Here is a 19,986-nt window from a genome sequence, read left to right on the forward strand (position 1 = left end):
TGTCCAGGCGCGCGCCATGAACCCAAAACACTCCCCCTGGTCTGACAAGCGACAAAAGGGCCAAAAGGGCTACAGCCTGATCGAGCTGATGATTTCGCTGGTCATTGGTCTGGTGACCGTGCTGGCGCTGACGCAGGTCGCGGTTGAGTTCGAGCGCCAGAAACGCACCACGGTGGGTGCGGGCGACACTGTGGATGCCGCCAATGTGGCGCTGCAATTGATGCGCAATGGCCTGATGTCGGCCGGGCACGGCATCAATTCCGCAAACGCCATCGGCTGTGCTCTGACGGTGTACCGCGAGTCGAATAACACCACGCTGACGCTCAATGCGGCCAACGTGGCGCTACCCGGGCTGTTTCCGGTTTACATCACCCAGGGCGCCGGCACCGCGTCGGACACCTTGACGGTGGCCGCAGGCAACAGTCGCTTTTTTGCCGAAACCGGGCTTTTCAGCAGCCATGCCGGCGACACCGGCAATTTTGTGACCGACAGCAATTTTGGATTCCAGATCCGTGACCTGATTCTGCTCACTGAAACGGCGGGTGGTCCCTGCGCCGTTCGGCAACTTTCTGCCGACCTTTCTGCGGGTAACCCGCAGGAACTAGAACACCAGGCAGGAACCGGCGTCACAAGCTACAACAATCCGGCAGGTGTGGTGACCGCTGCCGGGGTGCCAATCGCTTTTACCGGTGCCGCCATGGTGAGCGATCTTGGCAGCGCCTTCACCATCCATCAGTACACGGTTGCGAATGGTAATTTTCAACGCGCGGAGCTGTTGACCAACAGCACCGCGACCTTGTTCGGCAATGCAATGACCCTCCAGGCGCAATATGGTTTTCGGAATGCAGACGGAACGACGGCCTGGTGTGAAACCATTGGGGGCGCGGGCTGCCTCACCATCACCAACGATGCCAGCGGCTGGTTGCGACTGACAGCCGTCAGGCTGGCCTTGGTGATCCGCAATCCGCAACTTGAAGGTCGTGATAGAGATGGCAACTGCACAACGTCACCGGAGGAACTGACATGGGGTGATGTCAGGCGAAACGTTGTGCCGTTGCCACTGCCACCTTGGGGCAGTTTCAGCCTTGGCGGCATCACCGATGCGCGCTGTTATCGCTACCAGGTGGTCGAGACCATCGTGCCGGTCAGAAATGTCCTCTGGAGCGTGCCGCAATGAAAACCGAGAGCAAACTGTCCACCCTTGGCGTGCAGCGCGGGGTTGCGCTACCCGTTGCGCTCATCATGCTGATGGTGCTGATGATTGGCGCAGCCGGCATGATCAGGACCATCGACACCGCGGTATTGGTGTCGGGCAACATGGCCTTCAAACATTCGGCCACCCTGGCGGCTGACCAGGGTATCGCGGCCGCCTCCACCTGGCTGGCATCGCAAACGTCTGCTGCTTTGCGCAACACCAATGCAGCGCGCGGTTATTGCTCATCGCTGCATTCACAGGACCTCGGAGACAACGACAATCGCAGCGACTGGATTCCCGAGCAAAACTGGACGGCGGCCTGCACGCCGGTGGCCTTGCCCACCGACAGTGCGGGCAACACCGTGGATTACCTCATCCACCGGCTGTGCATTCGTCCGGACAGTGCACCCGACGAGTCTTCGACTCCGCTCCAAAGATGCTCAAGAGCGGCGGGGTCCGCTGCGGGATCAGCGGAAACCAGCAGCCATCGCAGCAATCGTGAACTGATTGGCTCGGCCGTCGTCAATGTGGCTTATCGCATCACGGTGCGCGTGCGGTCCCCGCGAGGAACAAGGTCATTTGTTCAGGCCACTGTCATTATTCCTGTTTGAAAAAATGGAACGATGATTTATTTTAAAGAAAGCTGGGTGACGCCATGAAGCTATCGTCAATGGTTGACTTGCGTATTTTCTGGAATATCAAATCTGTCCTGTTTTTATCAGGCATCCTGGTGATCAGTCCTGCGCTGGCAGATTTGACGGATTTGACTGATATACCGCTTGCGAATATATCGAGCACCACACTCATCAAACCCAACATCATGTTTGTTCTGGATGATTCCGGTAGCATGCAATGGGATTATGTGCCTGACCATGTTGACGACGCCAGCACATCCTTGGCGCCGAAATACACGGGTGAACTTGGCGATCCACCTTACATGAGCGCCCAGTTCAATAAACAGTATTACAACCCTGGCGTTTATTACCAACCGCCCGTGGGTTACGATGGCAGCGCGGCACAGGGCAGCTTGACATTCTCCAGCCAGAATCGGGCCAATACCAGCGCCTGGACATCGGTGCGAACAGATGGATTCAACAAACAGAATAAAACCCAATTAGGGGTAACGACTAATTATTTCAATATTGTTCAAAATTATCCTGATCGTGTTTACTGTACCAGTAGTGGCGATAGCGTCAATAATACCGATCTTTGTAAAAATAATGATCCGGGGTTTACCTATGCCGATGGTTTCACCAGTGATTCCACAGGTGGATATTCGGTTGGGCTCGATGGTTCGGATAACATCAAATATAAACTCGGCGCACCTTACTACTACACGATCCTGCCTTGGGAATACTGCCAGGACGCGGCGCTGACCAACTGCATTGCGGTGACGCCGGGCGCTTCGGCGCCAACCGGATATCCTTATGAATCAAGGGTTCGCTGGTGTACCAGCGCAGCCAATGCCAATATGGCAAGCCCGGCCGCGGCCGCCTGTCGCAGCAAACGCGGTGGCACATTTGTCTATCCGCGATTTACACCTTCGGGCGACTCGAGCGTTTCATATGGCAAGATTGTGGTTGACCACAATTGGTGCCCAACCGCCAGTGGCGACAGCAGGGATGCGTGCCAAGCCTACAACTTTGAGATCAGCCAGATATTGATCAATGGTGTTTCGGCGATAGGAACTTACCTGCCGTCCTACCAGGGAACTAGTTCGACCCCGCAGAACAATATGGCGCAGAGCATCGCCCAAGCCATCAATGACCAGAATTCGACGCCTGAATACCGGGCGTGTGCCGGCAATTCAACGTCTGGCCTGGGTTGCAGACGCGCCCCGTTCAGCACCTTTGGTTTGGGCACGGTGGCAGAAAATACCGTGATGGTGGTGGCCTACGACGGCACTGTGCCGGTGGCCGATGCCAGCAGAGCCGGCTTTCCGATTGCCGTGACGGCCAATACCTCGGTCGGACTGCTCTCGTCATGGGCCAGGCTGAAGGTGAATAACTCCGGTACCGGCAGCGGCAATGTGAGCAGCATCCGGGTGGGGCCGGTGGGCGGGCCCTACACGGAAATCCTGAGCGGTCCGCTGTCATCCAACTTCGGATCGAACAGCAAAAACAACCGCCAAGCTGCCGGACGCGTCCTGTGCCAAAAGATCAACACATTGACGGCCAGCACCGGCTATGCCGCCTATTCAGGCACCAGTGTTAGCGACACCTCGACGTCCTGCAGTGGTGACGATGATTTCTTTATCAGGGCACCGCGTTCGGCTGGCGGCACACCCAATGGTTATGAAGTGCTCATTACAGACACCGGTAACAACACCGATGTCGCGGTCTCAACCGTTGATAACACCAAGCGGATGCAAGGTGGTTATGCCACGCCAACGGTGCCGACCAGCACTTATCCGTTTGTGGCCGGTTCCAGTGTGATATCGGCCTTTGTGCGCACCAATATTGTTCCAGCCACTGCCAATTATCCAAAGGCAGCGGTCAGAGCCGATTGCGTCACATCACCCGGGGTTTGCACGTATGACGAGGAAATGACCAATTTTTCGAACTGGTATGCCTATTACCGAACGCGCAACCAGACCATGAAATCTGCCGCCAGCCATGCTTTTTTGCCCATTGCCGATGGTTACCGGCTGGGCTTCAACACGATCAACAACACCACATTCAATGATCTGGACGTGGGGAAAACCAACTGGCTGCCGACGCGCGACCTGACACCAACGCATAAAAGCAATTGGTACACCAAGCTATTTGCTGCCTCGGGCAATTCTGCCACGCCCTTGCGCGGGGCACTGAACCGGATGGGCAGTTATTTCACCGGGACCTTGGCCGATACCAACAGCCCCATTGAATTCTCCTGTCAGCGCAACTACACCATTCTCACGACCGACGGCTACTGGAACGAAAGCTACAGCGGCATGGGCAACGTGGACAACGTCAACGTTGCCAGCCAGTTTTGCACCCGTGCCAACGGCTGCTACGACGGGGATACCGGTGCCACAAATACCTTGTCCGATGTGGCGGCGCACTACTACATGAACGACATTCGTGACGACCTGATCGACAACGTGCCCGTGACGCCATCGGACCCCAATCCGGCCCAGCACATGACCACGTTCACGCTCGGTTTGGGGGTGGACGGCCGGATGACCTACCGGCCGGATTATGAAACCGCGACCTCGGGGGACTTCTACCGGGTGCGCACCGGCGACACCGGCTGCGAATGGGTCACAGGCACCTGCAACTGGCCGGTGCCGCAAAATCTCACAGACACCGCCGTTGACGACCTGTGGCATGCTGCTGCGTCTGGCCACGGCAAGTACTTCAGTGCGCAGGATCCCAGTTCTCTGGCAGCAGGGCTGAGCGGGGCGCTCAACGCACTGCAGATCAGAACCGGCGCGGCCTCTGCCTCGGCCACGTCAACGCCCAACATCACGCAAGAAGACAACTTCGAATTCAGTGCAACCTTCCGCACGGTGAAATGGGATGGCGAACTGGTGGCGCAGCACATCAACATCATTGACGGCTCGACCAACTCGGCGGTGATCTGGTCGGCGCAAACGCAATTGCAGACCAAGGCCGGTTCTGGCACCGTCGCTGCCGATGGCACCCTGACCGGAACAGCTGATGGCCGGACAATATTTACCACCACGGCAAGTGGCACACCCGCTTACCGGGAGTGGCGCTGGAGCGAACTGACCACGGCTGAGAGAAGCTGGTTTGCTGACATGTGTGCCGGCACGGGTGTGCTTGGCCAATGCGTCTCCCTGTCGGCCAGCCAAAAAACACTCGCCAACAACGGCGAGCTGATGGTGGACTACTTGCGCGGGCAGCAGGCACTGGAGGCGTTTGCGGTGACAGCCGACTCGTCGGTGCAGATTTTCCGTTCCAGGGACCATATTCTGGGCGATCTGGCAGGCTCCAAACCCGCCTATGTTGCCAAGCCCAAACGCGAGTTCAGCGATGCTGGTTATGGAACTTTCAAGCTTGACAACGCGGCGCGCGAGGCGATGATCTATGTGGGGGGCAACGACGGCATGTTGCATGCGTTCGATGTGTCCGACGGCAATGAACGCTGGGCTTATGTGCCGCGAATGGTGATGCCGAACCTGCACAAGCTTGCCAGCACGACTTACGGTACCAATCACCAGTTTTACGTGGACGGCAGTCCGTCGGTCGGAGATGTATTTGTGGATGGTGCCTGGAAAACAATCCTGGTGGGCGGCCTGAACAAGGGCGGTCGTGGTTATTTTGCTTTGGACATCACCGACCCTGATGCACCCGTTCCCATGTGGGAAATTTGCAGCGACGCCGCACTATGCCCTTACCGCAATGATGCAGACATGGGTTATTCGTTTGCCGAGCCGATCATCACAAAACGCCCAAGCGACGGGAAGTGGGTGGTGTTGGTGACATCCGGGTACAACAATGTCTCGCCTGGCAGCGGTGTGGGTTATCTTTATGTGCTGGATGCTTCGAATGGTGAGGTTCTCAATAAGATCAGCAATGGCACAGGCTCGACGATCGCGCCAGACGGACTGGCAAAAATTGCCGATTATGCAGAGGCACCGGATACCGACAGCACCTCGCTGCAGGTATATGGCGGCGACCTTTTCGGCAATGTGTTCCGGTTTGACTTGGCCACCAACACCGTCATCACCTTGAGCGTGCTGACGGATGCGTCAGGCACGCGCCAACCCATCACGACGCGTCCGGAGACCGGCAAATGCGAGGGGCAAAAGATGATTTTTGTGGGCACCGGAAAGTATCTTGGCGTATCGGACGTGGAGACGACGCAACTGCAGACGGTGTGGGGTATCCATGACCACGCAGCGGCTTTGGGTGCGCTACGCACTTCAGGCACCTTGTCGCAGCGAGTGCTAACGACAACAGCCAGCGGGCGCTACACCATCAGTGATGCCGGCAGTGTCGTGACAGACAACAATGGCTGGTACGTTGACCTGGATCGCAACAGCGGCGAGCGCGTCAATCTCGACCCGGTGCTGATCAACAGCAATCTGGTGGTCGTCAGCAACAAACCGACCTCTGATGGATCTGCGGCATGCGGCACTGGCGGCAAGGGTTTTCTGTACCAGTTTTCATACTGCAATGGTTTGTCCCCGGATCACCAGGCCGACACCGAGATAGGCTTCCAGATAAGCGATTCGATCGTGGTGGGCTTCAGTCCGATCGGCCTGCCGTCGGGTGTTGTGGTGTTAAAGATCACCACCGCAGAAGGCACCAAACTGCCGCCGGTGCCCATCATGCAGCCTGGAGGTGGGGGCGGCGACTTACGGCGGATCAATTGGAGCGAGCTCAACGATTGAGCGCATCGACGGTCTTGCCAACCAGCAGGTATCCGCAGCTGGCAGCGGCGGGATTGTCGGTTGCCGCCCATTTGCTGCTGTTGCTGTGGCCTTTGGGCGAGGCGCCTGTCGTTGGCAACCCGCCCTTGACGCGCGTCTTGTTCATCAAGTTGGATTCAGGTTCTGCGCAGCAGACGGCCAAGCCGCTTGAAAACTTGCCGGAAAAGAAGGAGATGCCACCGGCAATGACGGGCACGACGGCCGACACCCAGGCTTCGGGCGCTGGCGGTGGTGGCCTCGATTCAGAAAACATACCTGATGTTGGCCACGCGGCTGTGGATGTTTCCGCTGTCCATTTTTATGAAAAATCCGAACTTAACCGCTTTCCTGTCCTCACCAAACCCCTGGCGCTTGATACGAATGGCTTGAGCGCTGATGAACTTCAGGCTGGTCATGCTGATGTGTCGCTTTATATTTCGACCCAGGGAAAGGTGGTGGTGGTGCATACCGAATTCAGCTCGCTATCGCCGGTCGCCTTGGTCCACATCACTGACCAGCTAAAGCAGGCACGCTTTAAACCGGGATACCTTAGAGGCCACCCAGTTCCCTCCAAAATACGCTGGCGGGTGACGGTGGCGTCCGACGCTGGGCTGATCTGGCTCGCGAAATGACGCCTGGCACGGCGCGATGGAGGCGAGCGATGAGGCTTTTGGCTTGCTCCATACTGAAAAAGCGATCCCCAAAAATTACCCACCAAAAAGAAACCTGCCAGCAAGCCGACACATTGGTAACATCGCCAATCTACCCCTATGAACACCTCCGACCTCCAAACTGTCAGCATCGACCTGGCCGAGCGCAGCTACCACATCGCCATCCGCGGCTCGCTGTTCGACAACCCCTTGAGCTACGCCGAGTTGCCGGCGGCGCACAGCGCGCTGATTGTGACCAACACCATCGTGGGTCCCTTGTATGCCGAGCGCCTGCAACGCGCCTTGGCCGGCAAGTACCCGCAGGTGCACACCGTGGTGTTGCCCGATGGCGAGGCGTACAAAACCTGGGAAAGTCTCAATCTGATCTTTGACGCCCTGCTGGGCCATGGCTGCGACCGCAAAACCATGCTGTTTGCGCTGGGCGGCGGCGTGGTCGGCGACATGACCGGCTTTGCCGCGGCCAGCTACATGCGCGGCGTGCCCTTTGTGCAGGTGCCCACCACCTTGCTGGCGCAGGTGGACTCGTCGGTGGGCGGCAAAACCGCCATCAACCACCCGCTGGGCAAGAACATGATCGGCGCGTTTTACCAGCCGCTCAAGGTGATTTGCGACCTTGACACGCTCAAGACTCTGCCCGCGCGCGAGCTCAGCGCCGGCCTGGCAGAGGTCATCAAATACGGTCCCATTGCCGATATGGACTTTCTGGCCTGGCTGGAGTCCAACATGCCCGCCGCGCTGGCGCGCGAACCCGCCGCGCTGGCGCACATTGTCAAGCGCAGTTGCGAGATCAAGGCCGACGTGGTGGGGCAGGACGAGCGCGAGTCGGGCCTGCGCGCCATTCTCAATTTTGGCCACACCTTTGGCCACGCCATCGAGGCCGGCCTGGGTTATGGCGAATGGCTGCACGGCGAGGCGGTGGGCTGCGGCATGGTGATGGCGGCGCATTTGTCGCAGCGTTTGGGGCTGGTCGATGCATTTTTTGTCAACCGCCTCAAAACCCTGATTCAACAGGCCGGCCTGCCCGTCAAGGCGCCGCTGCTGGCCGCAGCTGACAACGCCGGGCGTTACCTGGAGCTGATGCGGCTGGACAAAAAGAGCGAGGCCGGTGAAATCAAGTTTGTCGTGATCGCGCAGCCGGGCCGGGCGGCGGTGCGCAGCGCGCCCGATGCCATGGTGCGCCAGGTGATCGACGCCTGCTGCGCTGGCTGACAGTCAAAAGTCAAGCATGACCCTGGCTCCTTACGCCTGCGACGCGGCAAAGTCGCGTGGGCGGCGTTACCCGCAGCCACCGGCGCCCACCCGCACCGACTACCAGCGCGACCGCGACCGCATCGTGCACAGCACGGCGTTCAGGCGATTGGTCTATAAAACTCAGGTGTTTTTGAACCACGAAGGCGACCTGTTTCGCACCCGGCTCACGCACTCGCTCGAGGTGGCGCAGCTTGGCCGCTCGGTGGCGCGCACGCTCGGGCTCAACGAAGACCTGGTCGAAGCCATTGCGCTGGCGCACGACCTGGGACACACGCCGTTCGGCCACGCCGGGCAGGACACGCTCAACGCCTGCATGGCCGACTTTGGCGGCTTCGAGCACAACCTGCAAAGCTTGCGCGTGGTGGACCGTCTGGAGGAGCGCTACCCCGAGTTTGATGGACTGAACCTGACGTTCGAGACGCGCGAGGGCATCCTCAAGCACTGCTCGCGCCACCACGCCGAACAGCTTGAACGCACCGAGCCGAACGGCGTGGGCCAGCGTTTTCTGGCGCGCAACCAGCCCAGCCTGGAGGCCCAGCTGTGCAACCTGGCCGACGAAATTTCCTACAACGCGCACGACATCGACGACGGCGTGCGCTCGGGCCTGATCACGCTGGAGCAGTTGCAGGAAGTGGCGCTGTTCGATGACTTCAGGCGGCAGACGCTGGTTGAGTTTCCGCAGTTGCAGGACAAGGGGCAGGGCCGGCGGCTGCTCTACGAGTCGATTCGCCGCATGTTGAGCGCGCAGGTTTATGACGTGATCAGCGCCACGCGAGGGGCCCTGCAGACGGCGGCGCCAGCGGATGCCGACGCGGTGCGACAGTTGCCGCCCCTGATCCGGTTCAGCGCGCCCATGCGCGACAAGTCGCAAACGCTGAAGAGCTTTTTGCTGCAAAAGCTGTACCGCCACCCACGGGTGTTGCAAACCATCGGCCAGGCGCAGCAGGTGGTGCGCGACCTGTTCGACCGCTACCTGACGCAGCCCGACCACATGCCTGAGAGTCACCACCGCAGGTTGGCAAGTGCCCAGGCAAGCGAGCCGCTGCCCGAGTATGCCTTGCCGCGCATCGTGGCCGACTACATTGCCGGCATGACCGATCGTTTTGCGCTGCGCGAACACGAGCGCCTGACCGGCTTGCGCTTGCTCGACTGAAAGACTCCCATGACCCCTGACGACACCGTGATTGCCGATACCCGCGCCTGGCTGGAGCGCGCCGTGATCGGCCTGAACCTGTGCCCGTTCGCCAAAAGCGTGCATGTCAAGGGCCAGGTGCATTACGCGGTGAGCCATGCCGCCACGCCACAAGATTTGCTGCCAGACCTGATCAGCGAGCTCAAATACCTTGCTGCCATGGACGCCAAGCTGCGCGACACCACGCTGTTGATCGCGCCTGAGTGCCTGCACGACTTTCTGGATTTCAACGACTTTCTGGCTGAAGCCGACCGGGCGCTGGAAGACCTGGCGCTTGACGGTGTGCTGCAAATAGCCTCGCTACACCCGCGCTACCAGTTTGCCGGCACGGCTGAGGACGACATCACCAACTTTACCAACCGCTCGCCTTACCCCACGCTGCATCTGCTGCGCGAAGACAGTATCGACCGCGCGGTGGCGGCTTTTCCCGACCCCGAGTCGATCTTCGAGGTCAACATGCAAACCATGGAGCGCCTGGGCCAGGAAGGCTGGGCGGCGCTCAAGGTGGATCGCACCGAGCCGCCCGTGGCATCATCGCCCCATGACACACCCAAAACCTGAAAGCGCGCCGCGCGGCAAGCTGGCTGACAAGGTGCCGCCGACGCTGGCCGACGACATTCGCCCCGGACAGTCCGTCGAACTGCTCAAGGAACTGCACATCCTGACGCGCGATGGCAAGCTCAATCAGGACTCGCGGCGCAAGCTCAAGCAGGTGTATCACCTGTACCAGTTCATCGAAAAACTGCTGCTGGAACTGGGCGACCCGCCATCCGGCATCACCCTGGCCGACCATGGCGCGGGCAAGTCGTACCTGGGCTTCATCGTGTACGACCTGTTCTTCAAGCAACAGGCGCAGGGGCACATCTATGGCATCGAGACACGACCGGAACTGGTGCAAAAATCGCGTGAGCTGGCACAGCGGCTGGGCTATGCGCGAATGTCGTTTTTGAACCTGACGGTGGCCGAGTCGGCGCAGTCGGACCAGTTGCCGGCGCGCATCGACATGGTCACGGCGCTGCACGCCTGCGACACCGCCACCGACGACGCGATTGCCTTTGGTCTGCAAAAACAGGCGCGCTTCATGGTGCTGGTGCCGTGTTGCCAGGCCGAGGTGGCGCGCGTGCTGAGCCAGCACAAGGCGCTGTCGCTGTCGCGCACGCCGCTGTCCGAGCTGTGGCGCCACCCCTTGCACACCCGCGAGATGGGCAGCCAGATCACCAACGTGCTGCGCTGCCTGTATCTGGAGGCCTGCGGCTATCAGGTCACGGTGACCGAACTGGTGGGTTGGGAGCACAGCCTGAAAAACGAACTCATCATCGCCCGCCGCACCGGCCAGAAAAAGCGCGCCGCGGCCGAGCGCCTGCGCGCGCTACTCGACGAGTTCGGGCTGTCGTCCCTGCTTGACACCCGGTTTAAACAATTGGGGTCAGATTCCAATTAATTCCAGACCATGGCACGTCTTCCTCGACTTACCTTGCCGGGTTACCCGCACCATGTGATTCAGCGCGGCAACAACCGGCAAGCCATTTTTGCCGCGGCGGCCGATTACCGCAGGCTGCTCGATCTGCTGGAAGAAAACGCCAAAAAGTTCGACGTGGCCGTGCATGCCTATGTACTGATGAGCAACCACTTCCACCTGCTGGTCACGCCGCAGACGGCAGACGGCTTGCCCAAAATGATGCAGGCCGTGGGGCGCAGCTATGTGCGCCATTTCAATGACACGCAAAAGCGCACAGGCACCTTGTGGGAAGGGCGCTACAAATCGACCCTGATCCAGACAGACCGCTACCTGCTGGCCTGCATGGCCTACATCGACCTCAATCCGGTGCGGGCCGGCTTGGTGGCGCAAGCGCAGGACTACCCGTGGTCGAGCCATTTGCATTACCTGGGTGTGCGCCCCGACCGGCTGATCACACCGCATGCGCTTTATTGGGCGCTCGGCAACACACCTTTTGCACGCGAAGCTGCCTACGCCGAATTGGTGCAGGGCGGGCTCAACCCGGTGCAGCAAATCGCCATCACGCAGGCAACCTTGAGCGGCTGGGCCTTGGGCGAGGCGGATTTTGTGGCTGATTTGCAAAAAAGAACCGTGCGACGCGTCGCCAAAACTGGTGCTGGCCGCCCATTTTCTGTCAATAAGCCAGCCTAAAAATAGTCTTTAAATAGCTAAGGATAAAGGCTGTTTTGCTACTTATTTTAATGTGTCCCCAATTAATTTATGGAATCTGATTTTAAAAATTAATTGGAATCTGACCCCAATTATTTTGTTTGGCATGGATACTGCAATGCGGTAAAGTCTTCATCTTTGAAATTTACAGGAGCGCGCCCCATGACGACGGCAGCCGAGATCAAGCATCTCCAGGACAAGGGTTTGTATTCAGCAGCGCATGAGCACGATGCTTGCGGCGTGGGTTTTGTGGCCCACATCAAGGGTGTCAAGTCGCATGACATCGTCAAGAATGCGCTCAAGATACTCGAAAACCTCGACCACCGGGGCGCCGTGGGCGCCGACAAGCTGATGGGCGACGGCGCCGGCATTTTGATCCAGTTGCCCGACGCGTTGTACCGTGAAGAGATGGCCGCACAGGGCGTCACCTTGCCGCCGCCCGGCGAGTATGGCGTTGGCATGATCTTCCTGCCCAAGGAGCACGCCAGTCGGCTGGCATGCGAGCAGGAACTGGAGCGCGCCGTCAAGATAGAAGGCCAGGTGCTGCTGGGCTGGCGCGATGTGCCGGTCAACCGCGACATGCCGATGTCGCCCACGGTGCGCGCCAAGGAGCCCATCCTGCGTCAGCTCTTCATTGGCCGCGGCAATGACGTGATCGTGCAGGACGCGCTCGAGCGCAAGCTGTATGTGATCCGCAAGACCGCCAGCGCGCACATCCAGGCGCTCAAGCTCAAGCACAGCAAAGAGTATTACGTGCCCAGCATGTCGAGCCGCACCGTGATCTACAAGGGCTTGCTGCTGGCGCACCAGGTGGACACCTATTACCTCGATTTGAAGGACCCGCGCTGCATTTCGGCGCTGGGCCTGGTGCACCAGCGCTTTTCCACCAACACCTTCCCCGAATGGCCGCTGGCGCACCCCTACCGCTACGTGGCGCACAACGGCGAAATCAACACCGTCAAGGGCAACTACAACTGGATGAAGGCGCGCGAAGGCGTGATGAGCTCGCCGGTGCTGGGCGCCGACCTGCAAAAGCTTTACCCCATCAGCTTTCCCGACCAGTCCGATACCGCCACCTTCGACAACTGCCTCGAACTGCTGACCATGGCCGGCTACTCGCTGGCGCAGGCGGTGATGATGATGATTCCCGAGCCCTGGGAGCAAAACGCCGCCATGAGCGAGCGCCGCCGCGCGTTTTACGAGTACCACGCGCCCATGATGGAGCCGTGGGACGGCCCGGCCAGCATCGTGTTTACCGATGGCCGGCAGATAGGCGCCACGCTCGACCGCAACGGCCTGCGCCCGTCGCGCTACTGCATCACCGACGACGACTTGGTGGTGATGGCGTCCGAGTCGGGCGTGCTGCCCTTCCCCGAGAACCAGATTGTGCGCAAATGGCGCCTGCAGCCCGGCAAGATGTTCCTGATCGACCTGGAACAGGGCCGCATGATCGACGACGATGAGCTCAAGAGCGGGCTGGCCAACAGCAAGCCCTACAAGCAGTGGATCGAGAACCTGCGCATCCGCCTCGACGACGTGCAGGGTGGTGGCGAGCCCGCCAGCGCGGCCGAGTCCGAGAGCAACCTGCTGGACCGGCAACAGGCGTTTGGCTTTTCCCAGGAAGACATCAAGTTCCTGATGGCGCCCATGGCCGCCAACGGCGAAGAAGCCCTCGGTTCGATGGGCAACGACAGCCCGCTGGCTGTTTTGAGCGACAAAAACAAGCCGCTGTACAACTACTTCAAGCAGTTGTTCGCCCAGGTGACGAATCCGCCGATCGACCCGATCCGCGAAGCCATCGTGATGAGCCTGGTGTCGTTTGTCGGCCCCAAGCCCAACTTGCTCGACATCAACCAGGTCAATCCGCCGATGCGGCTCGAAGTGAGCCAGCCGGTGCTCGGTTTTGCCGACATGGCCAAGTTGCGCGACATCGAGAAATACACCCGCGGCAAGTTTCACAGCCACACGCTCGACATCACCTACCCGCTGGTCTGGGGCCATGAGGGGGTCGAAGCCCAGTTGGCCTCGCTGTGCGCCGAGGCGGTCGATGCCATCAAGGACGGCAATAACATCCTGATCATCAGCGACCGCGCCATCAGCGCCACCCAAGTGGCGATTCCGGCCTTGCTGGCGCTCTCGGCCATCCACCAGCATCTGGTGCGCGAAGGCTTGCGCACCACCGCGGGGCTGGTGGTCGAGACCGGCACGGCGCGGGAAGTGCACCATTTCGCCGTGCTGGCCGGCTACGGCGCGGAGGCTGTGCACCCGTACCTGGCGATGGAAACGCTGGCCAGCATCTGCAAAGACCTGCCCGGCGACCTGAACGCCGACAAGGCCATTTACAACTACGTCAAGGCGGTCGGCAAGGGTCTGTCCAAGATCATGTCCAAAATGGGCGTGAGCACCTACATGAGCTATTGCGGCGCGCAGCTGTTCGAGGCCATCGGCCTGTCCAGCGCCACCATCAACCAGTACTTCACCGGCACGCCGAGCCGGGTCGAGGGCATCGGCGTGTTCGAGATTGCCGAGGAAGCCATCCGCATGCACAAGGCCGCTTACGGCACCGACCCGGTGCTGGCCAACCGCCTCGATGCCGGTGGCGAATACGCCTGGCGCGCGCGAGGCGAGGAGCACATGTGGACGCCCGACGCCATTGCCAAGCTGCAGCACAGCACGCGCGCCAACAACTGGAACACCTACAAGGAATACGCGCAGATCATCAACGACCAGAACAAGCGCCACATGACGTTGCGTGGCCTGTTCGAGTTCCGCATCGACCCGGCCAAGGCAATCCCGCTCGACGAGGTCGAACCGGCCAAGGAGATCGTCAAGCGTTTTGCCACCGGTGCCATGTCGCTGGGTTCCATTTCCACCGAAGCCCACGCCACGCTGGCCGTCGCCATGAACCGCATCGGCGGCAAGAGCAACACCGGCGAGGGCGGCGAAGACCCGCTGCGCTACCGCAACGAGCTCAAGGGTATTCCGATCAAGCAGGGGCAAACCATGTCCGAGCTGCTCGGCAAGGACCTGTTCGAGGTGGACTACACGCTGCAGGACGGCGACTCGATGCGCTCGCGCATCAAGCAGGTGGCTTCCGGGCGCTTCGGCGTCACGGCGGAATACCTCAACAGCGCCGACCAGATCCAGATCAAGATGGCGCAAGGCGCCAAACCGGGCGAGGGCGGCCAACTGCCCGGCGGCAAGGTGTCCGAGTACATCGGCCGCCTGCGCCACTCGGTGCCTGGAGTCGGCCTGATTTCGCCGCCGCCGCACCACGACATTTATTCGATTGAAGACCTGGCCCAGCTCATCCACGACCTGAAAAACGTCGCCCCCAAGGCCGGCATCAGCGTCAAGCTGGTGAGCGAGATCGGCGTGGGCACGATTGCCGCGGGCGTTGCCAAATGCAAGGCCGACCACGTGGTGATCGCCGGCCACGACGGCGGCACCGGCGCCTCGCCCTGGTCGTCCATCAAGCACGCCGGCAGCCCGTGGGAAATCGGCCTGGCCGAAACCCAGCAAACGCTGGTGCTCAACCGCCTGCGCAGCCGCATCCGCGTGCAGGCCGACGGCCAGATGAAGACCGGCCGCGACGTGGTGGTGGGCGCGCTGCTGGGTGCCGACGAGTTCGGCTTTGCCACCGCGCCGCTGGTGGTGGAGGGCTGCATCATGATGCGCAAGTGCCACCTCAACACCTGCCCGGTGGGCGTTGCCACGCAAGACCCGGCGCTGCGCAAAAAATTCTCGGGCAAACCAGAGCATGTGGTGAACTATTTCTTCTTCATTGCCGAAGAGGCACGCCAGATCATGGCGCAACTGGGCATCCGCAAGTTCGACGACCTGATCGGCCGCTCAGATTTGCTCGACAAGCGCTCCGGGCTGGCGCACTGGAAAGCCAGCGGCCTGGACTTCAGCCGCCTGTTCGCGCAACCCGATGTGCCCGCCGATGTGCCGCGCTTCCAGTTCGAGACGCAGGACCACGGCCTGCACAAGTCGCTCGACAACGTGCTGATCACCAAGTGCCGTAGCGCCATCGACACCGGCGAAAAGGTCAAGATCATGGAAATGGCGCGCAACGTGAACCGCTCGGTGGGGGCCATGCTTTCGGGAGCAGTCACGCAAGTGCACCCCGAGGGCTTGCCCGACGACACGATCCGCATCCAGCTGGAGGGCACCGGCGGCCAGTCATTCGGCGCCTTCCTTTGCAACGGCATCACGTTGTACCTGATCGGCGACGCCAACGACTACACCGGCAAGGGCCTCAGTGGCGGCCGTGTGGTGGTGCGCCCGAGCATCGACTTCCGCGGCGACGCCATCAGCAACACCATCGTCGGCAACACCGTGATGTTTGGCGCCACCAGTGGCGAGGCTTTTTTTAGCGGCGTGGCCGGCGAACGCTTCGCGGTGCGCCTGTCGGGTGCCACCACCGTGGTCGAAGGCACCGGCGACCACGGCTGCGAATACATGACCGGCGGCACCGTGGCCGTGCTGGGCAAGACCGGGCGCAATTTTGCCGCCGGCATGAGCGGCGGCATCGCTTATGTGTATGACGAAGACGGCCAGTTCGCCAAGCGCTGCAACAACGCCATGGTGACGCTGCAAAAAGTGCTGACTGCCGCCGAGCAGAAGGAGGCCATGGACGAGAGCCTGTGGCACCGCGGTCTGAGCGATGAAGTCCAGCTTAAACAAATGCTGGCCGACCACAATCGCTGGACCGGCAGCAAGCGCGCCCGCGAGTTGCTCGACAACTGGGACACCTCGCGCGCCAAATTTGTCAAGGTTTTCCCCATTGAGTACAAGCGTGCTCTGGGCGAGCTCCATGCCAAAAAAGGCGCACAAGCCAAGGCAGACCGGGCGCAGGCGGCGACCAAAAAAGAAGCCGTCCCGGCTAAATAAGTGAATTCCTCAGGCAGACGAACAGGAAAAATATCATGGGAAAAGTAACTGGTTTCATGGAATATGAGCGCCTGGAAGAGGGCTACAAGCCCGTGCCCGAGCGCCTGAAAAACTACAAGGAGTTCGTCATCGGACTCGACGATCAGGCCGCCACAACGCAGGCGGCGCGCTGCATGGACTGCGGCACGCCGTTTTGCAACAACGGCTGCCCGGTCAACAACATCATTCCGGATTTCAATGATCTGGTCTATCACGGCGACTGGAAAGAAGCCATCGACGTGCTACACAGCACCAACAACTTTCCCGAGTTCACCGGCCGCATTTGTCCGGCGCCCTGCGAAGCCGCCTGCACACTCAACGTCAACCAGTTGCCAGTGGGTATCAAGAGCATCGAGCACGCCATCATCGACCGCGCCTGGGAACACGGCTGGGTCACACCCCAGCCCGCCAGGGTCAAGACCGGCAAACGCGTCGCCATCGTCGGCTCGGGCCCGGCCGGGCTGGCGGCCGCGCAGCAGCTGGCGCGCGTCGGCCATGAGGTTACCCTGTTCGAGAAAAACGACCGCCTGGGCGGCCTGCTGCGCTACGGCATTCCCGACTTCAAGATGGAAAAAACGCACATCGACCGGCGCGTCGAGCAGCTCAAGGCTGAGGGCGTGATTGTTCGCACCAGCGTGCTGGTGGGCGATATCCCCAAGGCCAGTAAGGTGACCAACTGGGCCAAAGAGACGATTTCGCCGGCGTTCCTGCAGCAGGATTACGACGCCGTGCTGCTCACTGGCGGCTCCGAGCAGTCACGCGACTTGCCGGTGCCCGGGCGTGAGCTCGACGGCGTCCATTTCGCCATGGAGTTTTTGCCGCAGCAAAACAAGATCAACGCCGGCGACAAGCTCAAGAACCAGTTGCGCGCCGACGGCAAACACGTCATCGTCATCGGTGGCGGCGACACCGGCTCTGACTGCGTCGGAACCAGCAACCGCCACGGCGCGGTCAGCGTGACCCAGTTCGAGGTCATGCCCCAGCCCCCGGTCGAGGAAAATCGGCCGCTGACCTGGCCCTACTGGCCCATGAAGTTGCGCACCAGCTCCAGCCACGACGAGGGCTGCGTGCGCGAGTTTGCCATTTCCACCAGGGAATTCATCGGCGAAAAGGGCAAGGTCAAGGGTTTGAAAACCGTGCACATCGAGCTCAAGGATGGCAAGATGGTCGAAATCCCGGGCACCGAGAAAACTTACCCGGCCGATCTGGTGCTGCTGGCCATGGGTTTTGTGAATCCGGTGGCCACCGTGCTCGATGCCTTCGGTGTGGAAAAAGACGCCCGTGGCAATGCCCGGGCCAGTACCGAGTTCACCGGCGGCTACGCCACCAATGTGGCCAAGGTGTTTGCCGCCGGCGACATGCGGCGTGGCCAAAGCCTGGTGGTGTGGGCCATCCGCGAAGGCCGTCAGGCGGCCCGCGCGGTCGATGAGTTCCTGATGGGATTCAGCGATCTGCCGCGCTGATGTAATGGTTTAGCGTCGGCCACGACAGACTCTTAGGTGTAATCCCTTATGATGGCGAGGCCGGGCATTCCCGGCCTTTCTGTTTATTTATGGCCCTAACTTCATCAGACGCGCTTGTCGAATTACGCCATCTCACCTTCGGGTATGGAGAGCGGGTGATCCTGGACGACGTTTCCCTGTCGATCCCACGCGGCAAGGTGACGGCGCTGATGGGTGCCTCGGGCGGCGGCAAGACCACCATCCTGCGCCTGATGGGCGGCCAGTACCGGGCGCAGTCCGGCCAGATGCTGTTCGACGGGCAGGACGTGACGCCCATGAATCAGGCGCAAATTTACGCCGCGCGACGCCGCATGGGCATGCTGTTTCAGTTCGGTGCGCTGTTTGCCGACCTGTCGGTGTTCGACAACGTGGCATTCCCGCTGCGCGAGCACACCGATTTGCCTGAGGCGCTGATTCGCGACATCGTGCTCATGAAGCTCAACGCCGTGGGCCTGCGCGGCGCGCATGACCTGATGCCCGCCGACTTGTCGGGCGGCATGGCGCGGCGCATCGCGCTGGCGCGCGCCATTGCGCTCGACCCTGAACTTGTCATGTACGACGAGCCGTTTTCCGGTCTCGACCCGATCTCGCTCGGCACGGCAGCGCGGCTGATTCGCCAGCTCAATGACGCGATGGGGCTGACCAGCGTTTTTGTCTCGCATGAGCTGGAACAAACTTTTTCAATTTCCGACCATGTGATTATTCTGGCGAACGGCAAAATTGCCATGCAGGGCACGCCCGAGCAGGTGCGCCAGAGCAGCGACCCGCTGGTCTATCAGTATGTCAATGCCCTGTCGGACGGGCCGGTGCGTTTTCATTACCCGGGCCCGTCGATGACCGAGGATTTTGGTGTGGAGGCAAACGCATGAGCTGGTACAAACCTGCCGATATCGGCTTGGCCACCCGGCGCCAACTGGCGGACATGGGCTTGGGCGCCCGGTTATTTGTGCGCCTGCTCGCCACCCTGCCGGGCAGCCTGAAGCGCTTTGGCCTGATTCGCGACCAGATTCACTTTTTGGGCAATTACTCGCTGGCGATCATCGCGGTGTCGGGCCTGTTCGTCGGCTTTGTCTTTGGCCTGCAGGGCTACTACACCCTGCAGCGCTACGGCTCGTCCGAAGCGCTGGGCTTGCTGGTCACGCTGAGCCTGGTGCGCGAACTCGGACCGGTGGTCACCGCGCTGCTCTTTGCCGGGCGGGCCGGCACCTCGCTGACCGCCGAGATCGGCCTGATGAAGGCCGGCGAGCAGATCAGCGTCATGGAAATGATGGCCGTGGACCCGGTGCAGCGCATCCTGGCGCCGCGCTTTTGGGCCGGGGTCATCACCATGCCGCTGCTGGCGGCGGTGTTCAGCGCCATGGGCATCATCGGCGGCTGGGTCGTGGGCGTGCTCATGATCGGCGTTGATGCCGGCTCGTTCTGGAGCCAGATCCAGGGCGGTGTCGATGTCTGGCAGGACGTGGGCAACGGCATCATCAAGAGCATTGTTTTTGGGTTTACCGTGACCTTTGTCGCGCTGCTGCAGGGCTTTGAGGCACAAGCCACGCCTGAAGGCGTGGCCAGCGCCACCACGCGCACCGTGGTGGTCGCGTCGCTCGCCGTGCTGGGGCTGGATTTCATCCTGACGGCGATGATGTTCACGATCTAAAGAAAAGAACTTGTGGGAAAGACCGCAGTGACGCGAAGCGCACAAGCTCTGTCCCCAACTGATTAA

Annotated in this window: 14 protein-coding genes; 13 read left to right on the forward strand and 1 reads right to left on the reverse strand. The window is 60.7% G+C overall.

Annotated elements, in window-relative coordinates:
- The first annotated feature begins 16 nt into the window (after positions 1 to 16).
- The 3 genes from PHF15_RS09655 (at position 17) to PHF15_RS09665 (ending at position 6,536) form a co-directional block, all read left to right on the forward strand.
- Positions 17 to 1,177, forward strand: a complete 1,161-nt coding sequence (locus PHF15_RS09655; protein WP_300120652.1) for a prepilin-type N-terminal cleavage/methylation domain-containing protein — start codon at positions 17 to 19, stop codon at positions 1,175 to 1,177.
- A complete protein-coding gene (locus tag PHF15_RS09660; protein ID WP_300120654.1) occupies positions 1,174 to 1,806 on the forward strand; it encodes a pilus assembly PilX N-terminal domain-containing protein in 633 nt (210 codons plus the stop codon). Before PHF15_RS09655 ends, PHF15_RS09660 begins: the two co-directional genes overlap by 4 nt.
- Positions 1,807 to 2,666: 860 nt before the next feature.
- The gene (locus PHF15_RS09665; RefSeq protein ID WP_300120656.1) at positions 2,667 to 6,536 is read left to right on the forward strand and encodes a PilC/PilY family type IV pilus protein; all 3,870 of its coding nucleotides are present in this window, start codon (positions 2,667 to 2,669) and stop codon (positions 6,534 to 6,536) included.
- Here PHF15_RS09665 and PHF15_RS09670 read toward each other — a convergent pair.
- Positions 6,526 to 6,681 carry a hypothetical protein gene (locus tag PHF15_RS09670; RefSeq protein WP_300120658.1) on the reverse strand — a complete coding sequence of 52 codons (156 nt, stop codon included), beginning with the start codon at positions 6,679 to 6,681 and terminating at the stop codon, positions 6,526 to 6,528. The two genes, PHF15_RS09665 and PHF15_RS09670, sit on opposite strands and share 11 nt — an antisense overlap.
- Between PHF15_RS09670 and PHF15_RS09675 the strand changes: the two genes are divergently transcribed.
- The 10 genes from PHF15_RS09675 (at position 6,674) to mlaE (ending at position 19,920) form a co-directional block, all read left to right on the forward strand.
- Positions 6,674 to 7,186 (forward strand): hypothetical protein, encoded by a 513-nt coding sequence (locus PHF15_RS09675; RefSeq protein ID WP_300120660.1) that lies wholly within the window; start codon positions 6,674 to 6,676, stop codon positions 7,184 to 7,186. The genes PHF15_RS09670 and PHF15_RS09675 overlap by 8 nt on opposite strands.
- Positions 7,187 to 7,324: 138 nt before the next feature.
- The gene (aroB, locus tag PHF15_RS09680; RefSeq protein ID WP_300120661.1) at positions 7,325 to 8,434 is read left to right on the forward strand and encodes a 3-dehydroquinate synthase; all 1,110 of its coding nucleotides are present in this window, start codon (positions 7,325 to 7,327) and stop codon (positions 8,432 to 8,434) included.
- A gap of 16 nt (positions 8,435 to 8,450) precedes the next feature.
- Positions 8,451 to 9,629, forward strand: coding sequence for a deoxyguanosinetriphosphate triphosphohydrolase (locus PHF15_RS09685; RefSeq protein WP_300120663.1), 1,179 nt, complete (start codon positions 8,451 to 8,453; stop codon positions 9,627 to 9,629).
- 9 nt (positions 9,630 to 9,638) lie between these two features.
- The gene (locus tag PHF15_RS09690) at positions 9,639 to 10,229 is read left to right on the forward strand and encodes a DUF1415 domain-containing protein (protein WP_300120664.1); all 591 of its coding nucleotides are present in this window, start codon (positions 9,639 to 9,641) and stop codon (positions 10,227 to 10,229) included.
- On the forward strand, positions 10,210 to 11,109 hold the full coding sequence (locus PHF15_RS09695) for an SAM-dependent methyltransferase (protein WP_300120665.1): 900 nt from the start codon (positions 10,210 to 10,212) through the stop codon (positions 11,107 to 11,109). Before PHF15_RS09690 ends, PHF15_RS09695 begins: the two co-directional genes overlap by 20 nt.
- A gap of 9 nt (positions 11,110 to 11,118) precedes the next feature.
- On the forward strand, positions 11,119 to 11,817 hold the full coding sequence (locus PHF15_RS09700; protein WP_300120667.1) for a transposase: 699 nt from the start codon (positions 11,119 to 11,121) through the stop codon (positions 11,815 to 11,817).
- Positions 11,818 to 11,997: 180 nt separating this feature from the next.
- On the forward strand, positions 11,998 to 16,731 hold the full coding sequence (locus tag PHF15_RS09705) for a glutamate synthase-related protein (protein ID WP_300120669.1): 4,734 nt from the start codon (positions 11,998 to 12,000) through the stop codon (positions 16,729 to 16,731).
- A 35-nt stretch (positions 16,732 to 16,766) separates the two neighbouring features.
- Complete coding sequence (locus PHF15_RS09710; protein WP_300120671.1) at positions 16,767 to 18,233, forward strand: glutamate synthase subunit beta; 1,467 nt, start codon at positions 16,767 to 16,769, stop codon at positions 18,231 to 18,233.
- Positions 18,234 to 18,322: 89 nt separating this feature from the next.
- Positions 18,323 to 19,141: an ABC transporter ATP-binding protein gene (locus PHF15_RS09715; RefSeq protein ID WP_300120673.1), complete on the forward strand. Its 819-nt coding sequence runs from the start codon at positions 18,323 to 18,325 to the stop codon at positions 19,139 to 19,141.
- Positions 19,138 to 19,920 carry a lipid asymmetry maintenance ABC transporter permease subunit MlaE gene (gene mlaE, locus PHF15_RS09720; protein ID WP_300120674.1) on the forward strand — a complete coding sequence of 261 codons (783 nt, stop codon included), beginning with the start codon at positions 19,138 to 19,140 and terminating at the stop codon, positions 19,918 to 19,920. The genes PHF15_RS09715 and mlaE overlap by 4 nt, the downstream gene beginning before the upstream one ends.
- Positions 19,921 to 19,986 lie beyond the last annotated feature (66 nt).

Origin of the sequence: Rhodoferax sp. (genome assembly GCF_028689295.1) — a bacterium.
Taxonomy (GTDB): Bacteria; Pseudomonadota; Gammaproteobacteria; order Burkholderiales; family Burkholderiaceae_C; genus Rhodoferax.

Bases quoted from the DNA above. Each gene is read 5' to 3' on its own strand.
- PHF15_RS09655 (WP_300120652.1), top strand. From the start codon at position 17: ATGAACCCAAAACACTCCCCCTGGTCTGACAAGCGACAAAAGGGCCAA.
- PHF15_RS09660 (WP_300120654.1), top strand. From the start codon at position 1,174: ATGAAAACCGAGAGCAAACTGTCCACCCTTGGCGTGCAGCGCGGGGTT.
- PHF15_RS09665 (WP_300120656.1), top strand. From the start codon at position 2,667: ATGGCAAGCCCGGCCGCGGCCGCCTGTCGCAGCAAACGCGGTGGCACA.
- PHF15_RS09670 (WP_300120658.1), bottom strand. From the start codon at position 6,681: ATGAACAAGACGCGCGTCAAGGGCGGGTTGCCAACGACAGGCGCCTCG.
- aroB (WP_300120661.1), top strand. From the start codon at position 7,325: ATGAACACCTCCGACCTCCAAACTGTCAGCATCGACCTGGCCGAGCGC.
- PHF15_RS09685 (WP_300120663.1), top strand. From the start codon at position 8,451: ATGACCCTGGCTCCTTACGCCTGCGACGCGGCAAAGTCGCGTGGGCGG.
- PHF15_RS09690 (WP_300120664.1), top strand. From the start codon at position 9,639: ATGACCCCTGACGACACCGTGATTGCCGATACCCGCGCCTGGCTGGAG.
- PHF15_RS09695 (WP_300120665.1), top strand. From the start codon at position 10,210: ATGACACACCCAAAACCTGAAAGCGCGCCGCGCGGCAAGCTGGCTGAC.
- PHF15_RS09700 (WP_300120667.1), top strand. From the start codon at position 11,119: ATGGCACGTCTTCCTCGACTTACCTTGCCGGGTTACCCGCACCATGTG.
- PHF15_RS09705 (WP_300120669.1), top strand. From the start codon at position 11,998: ATGACGACGGCAGCCGAGATCAAGCATCTCCAGGACAAGGGTTTGTAT.
- PHF15_RS09710 (WP_300120671.1), top strand. From the start codon at position 16,767: ATGGGAAAAGTAACTGGTTTCATGGAATATGAGCGCCTGGAAGAGGGC.
- PHF15_RS09715 (WP_300120673.1), top strand. From the start codon at position 18,323: ATGGCCCTAACTTCATCAGACGCGCTTGTCGAATTACGCCATCTCACC.
- mlaE (WP_300120674.1), top strand. From the start codon at position 19,138: ATGAGCTGGTACAAACCTGCCGATATCGGCTTGGCCACCCGGCGCCAA.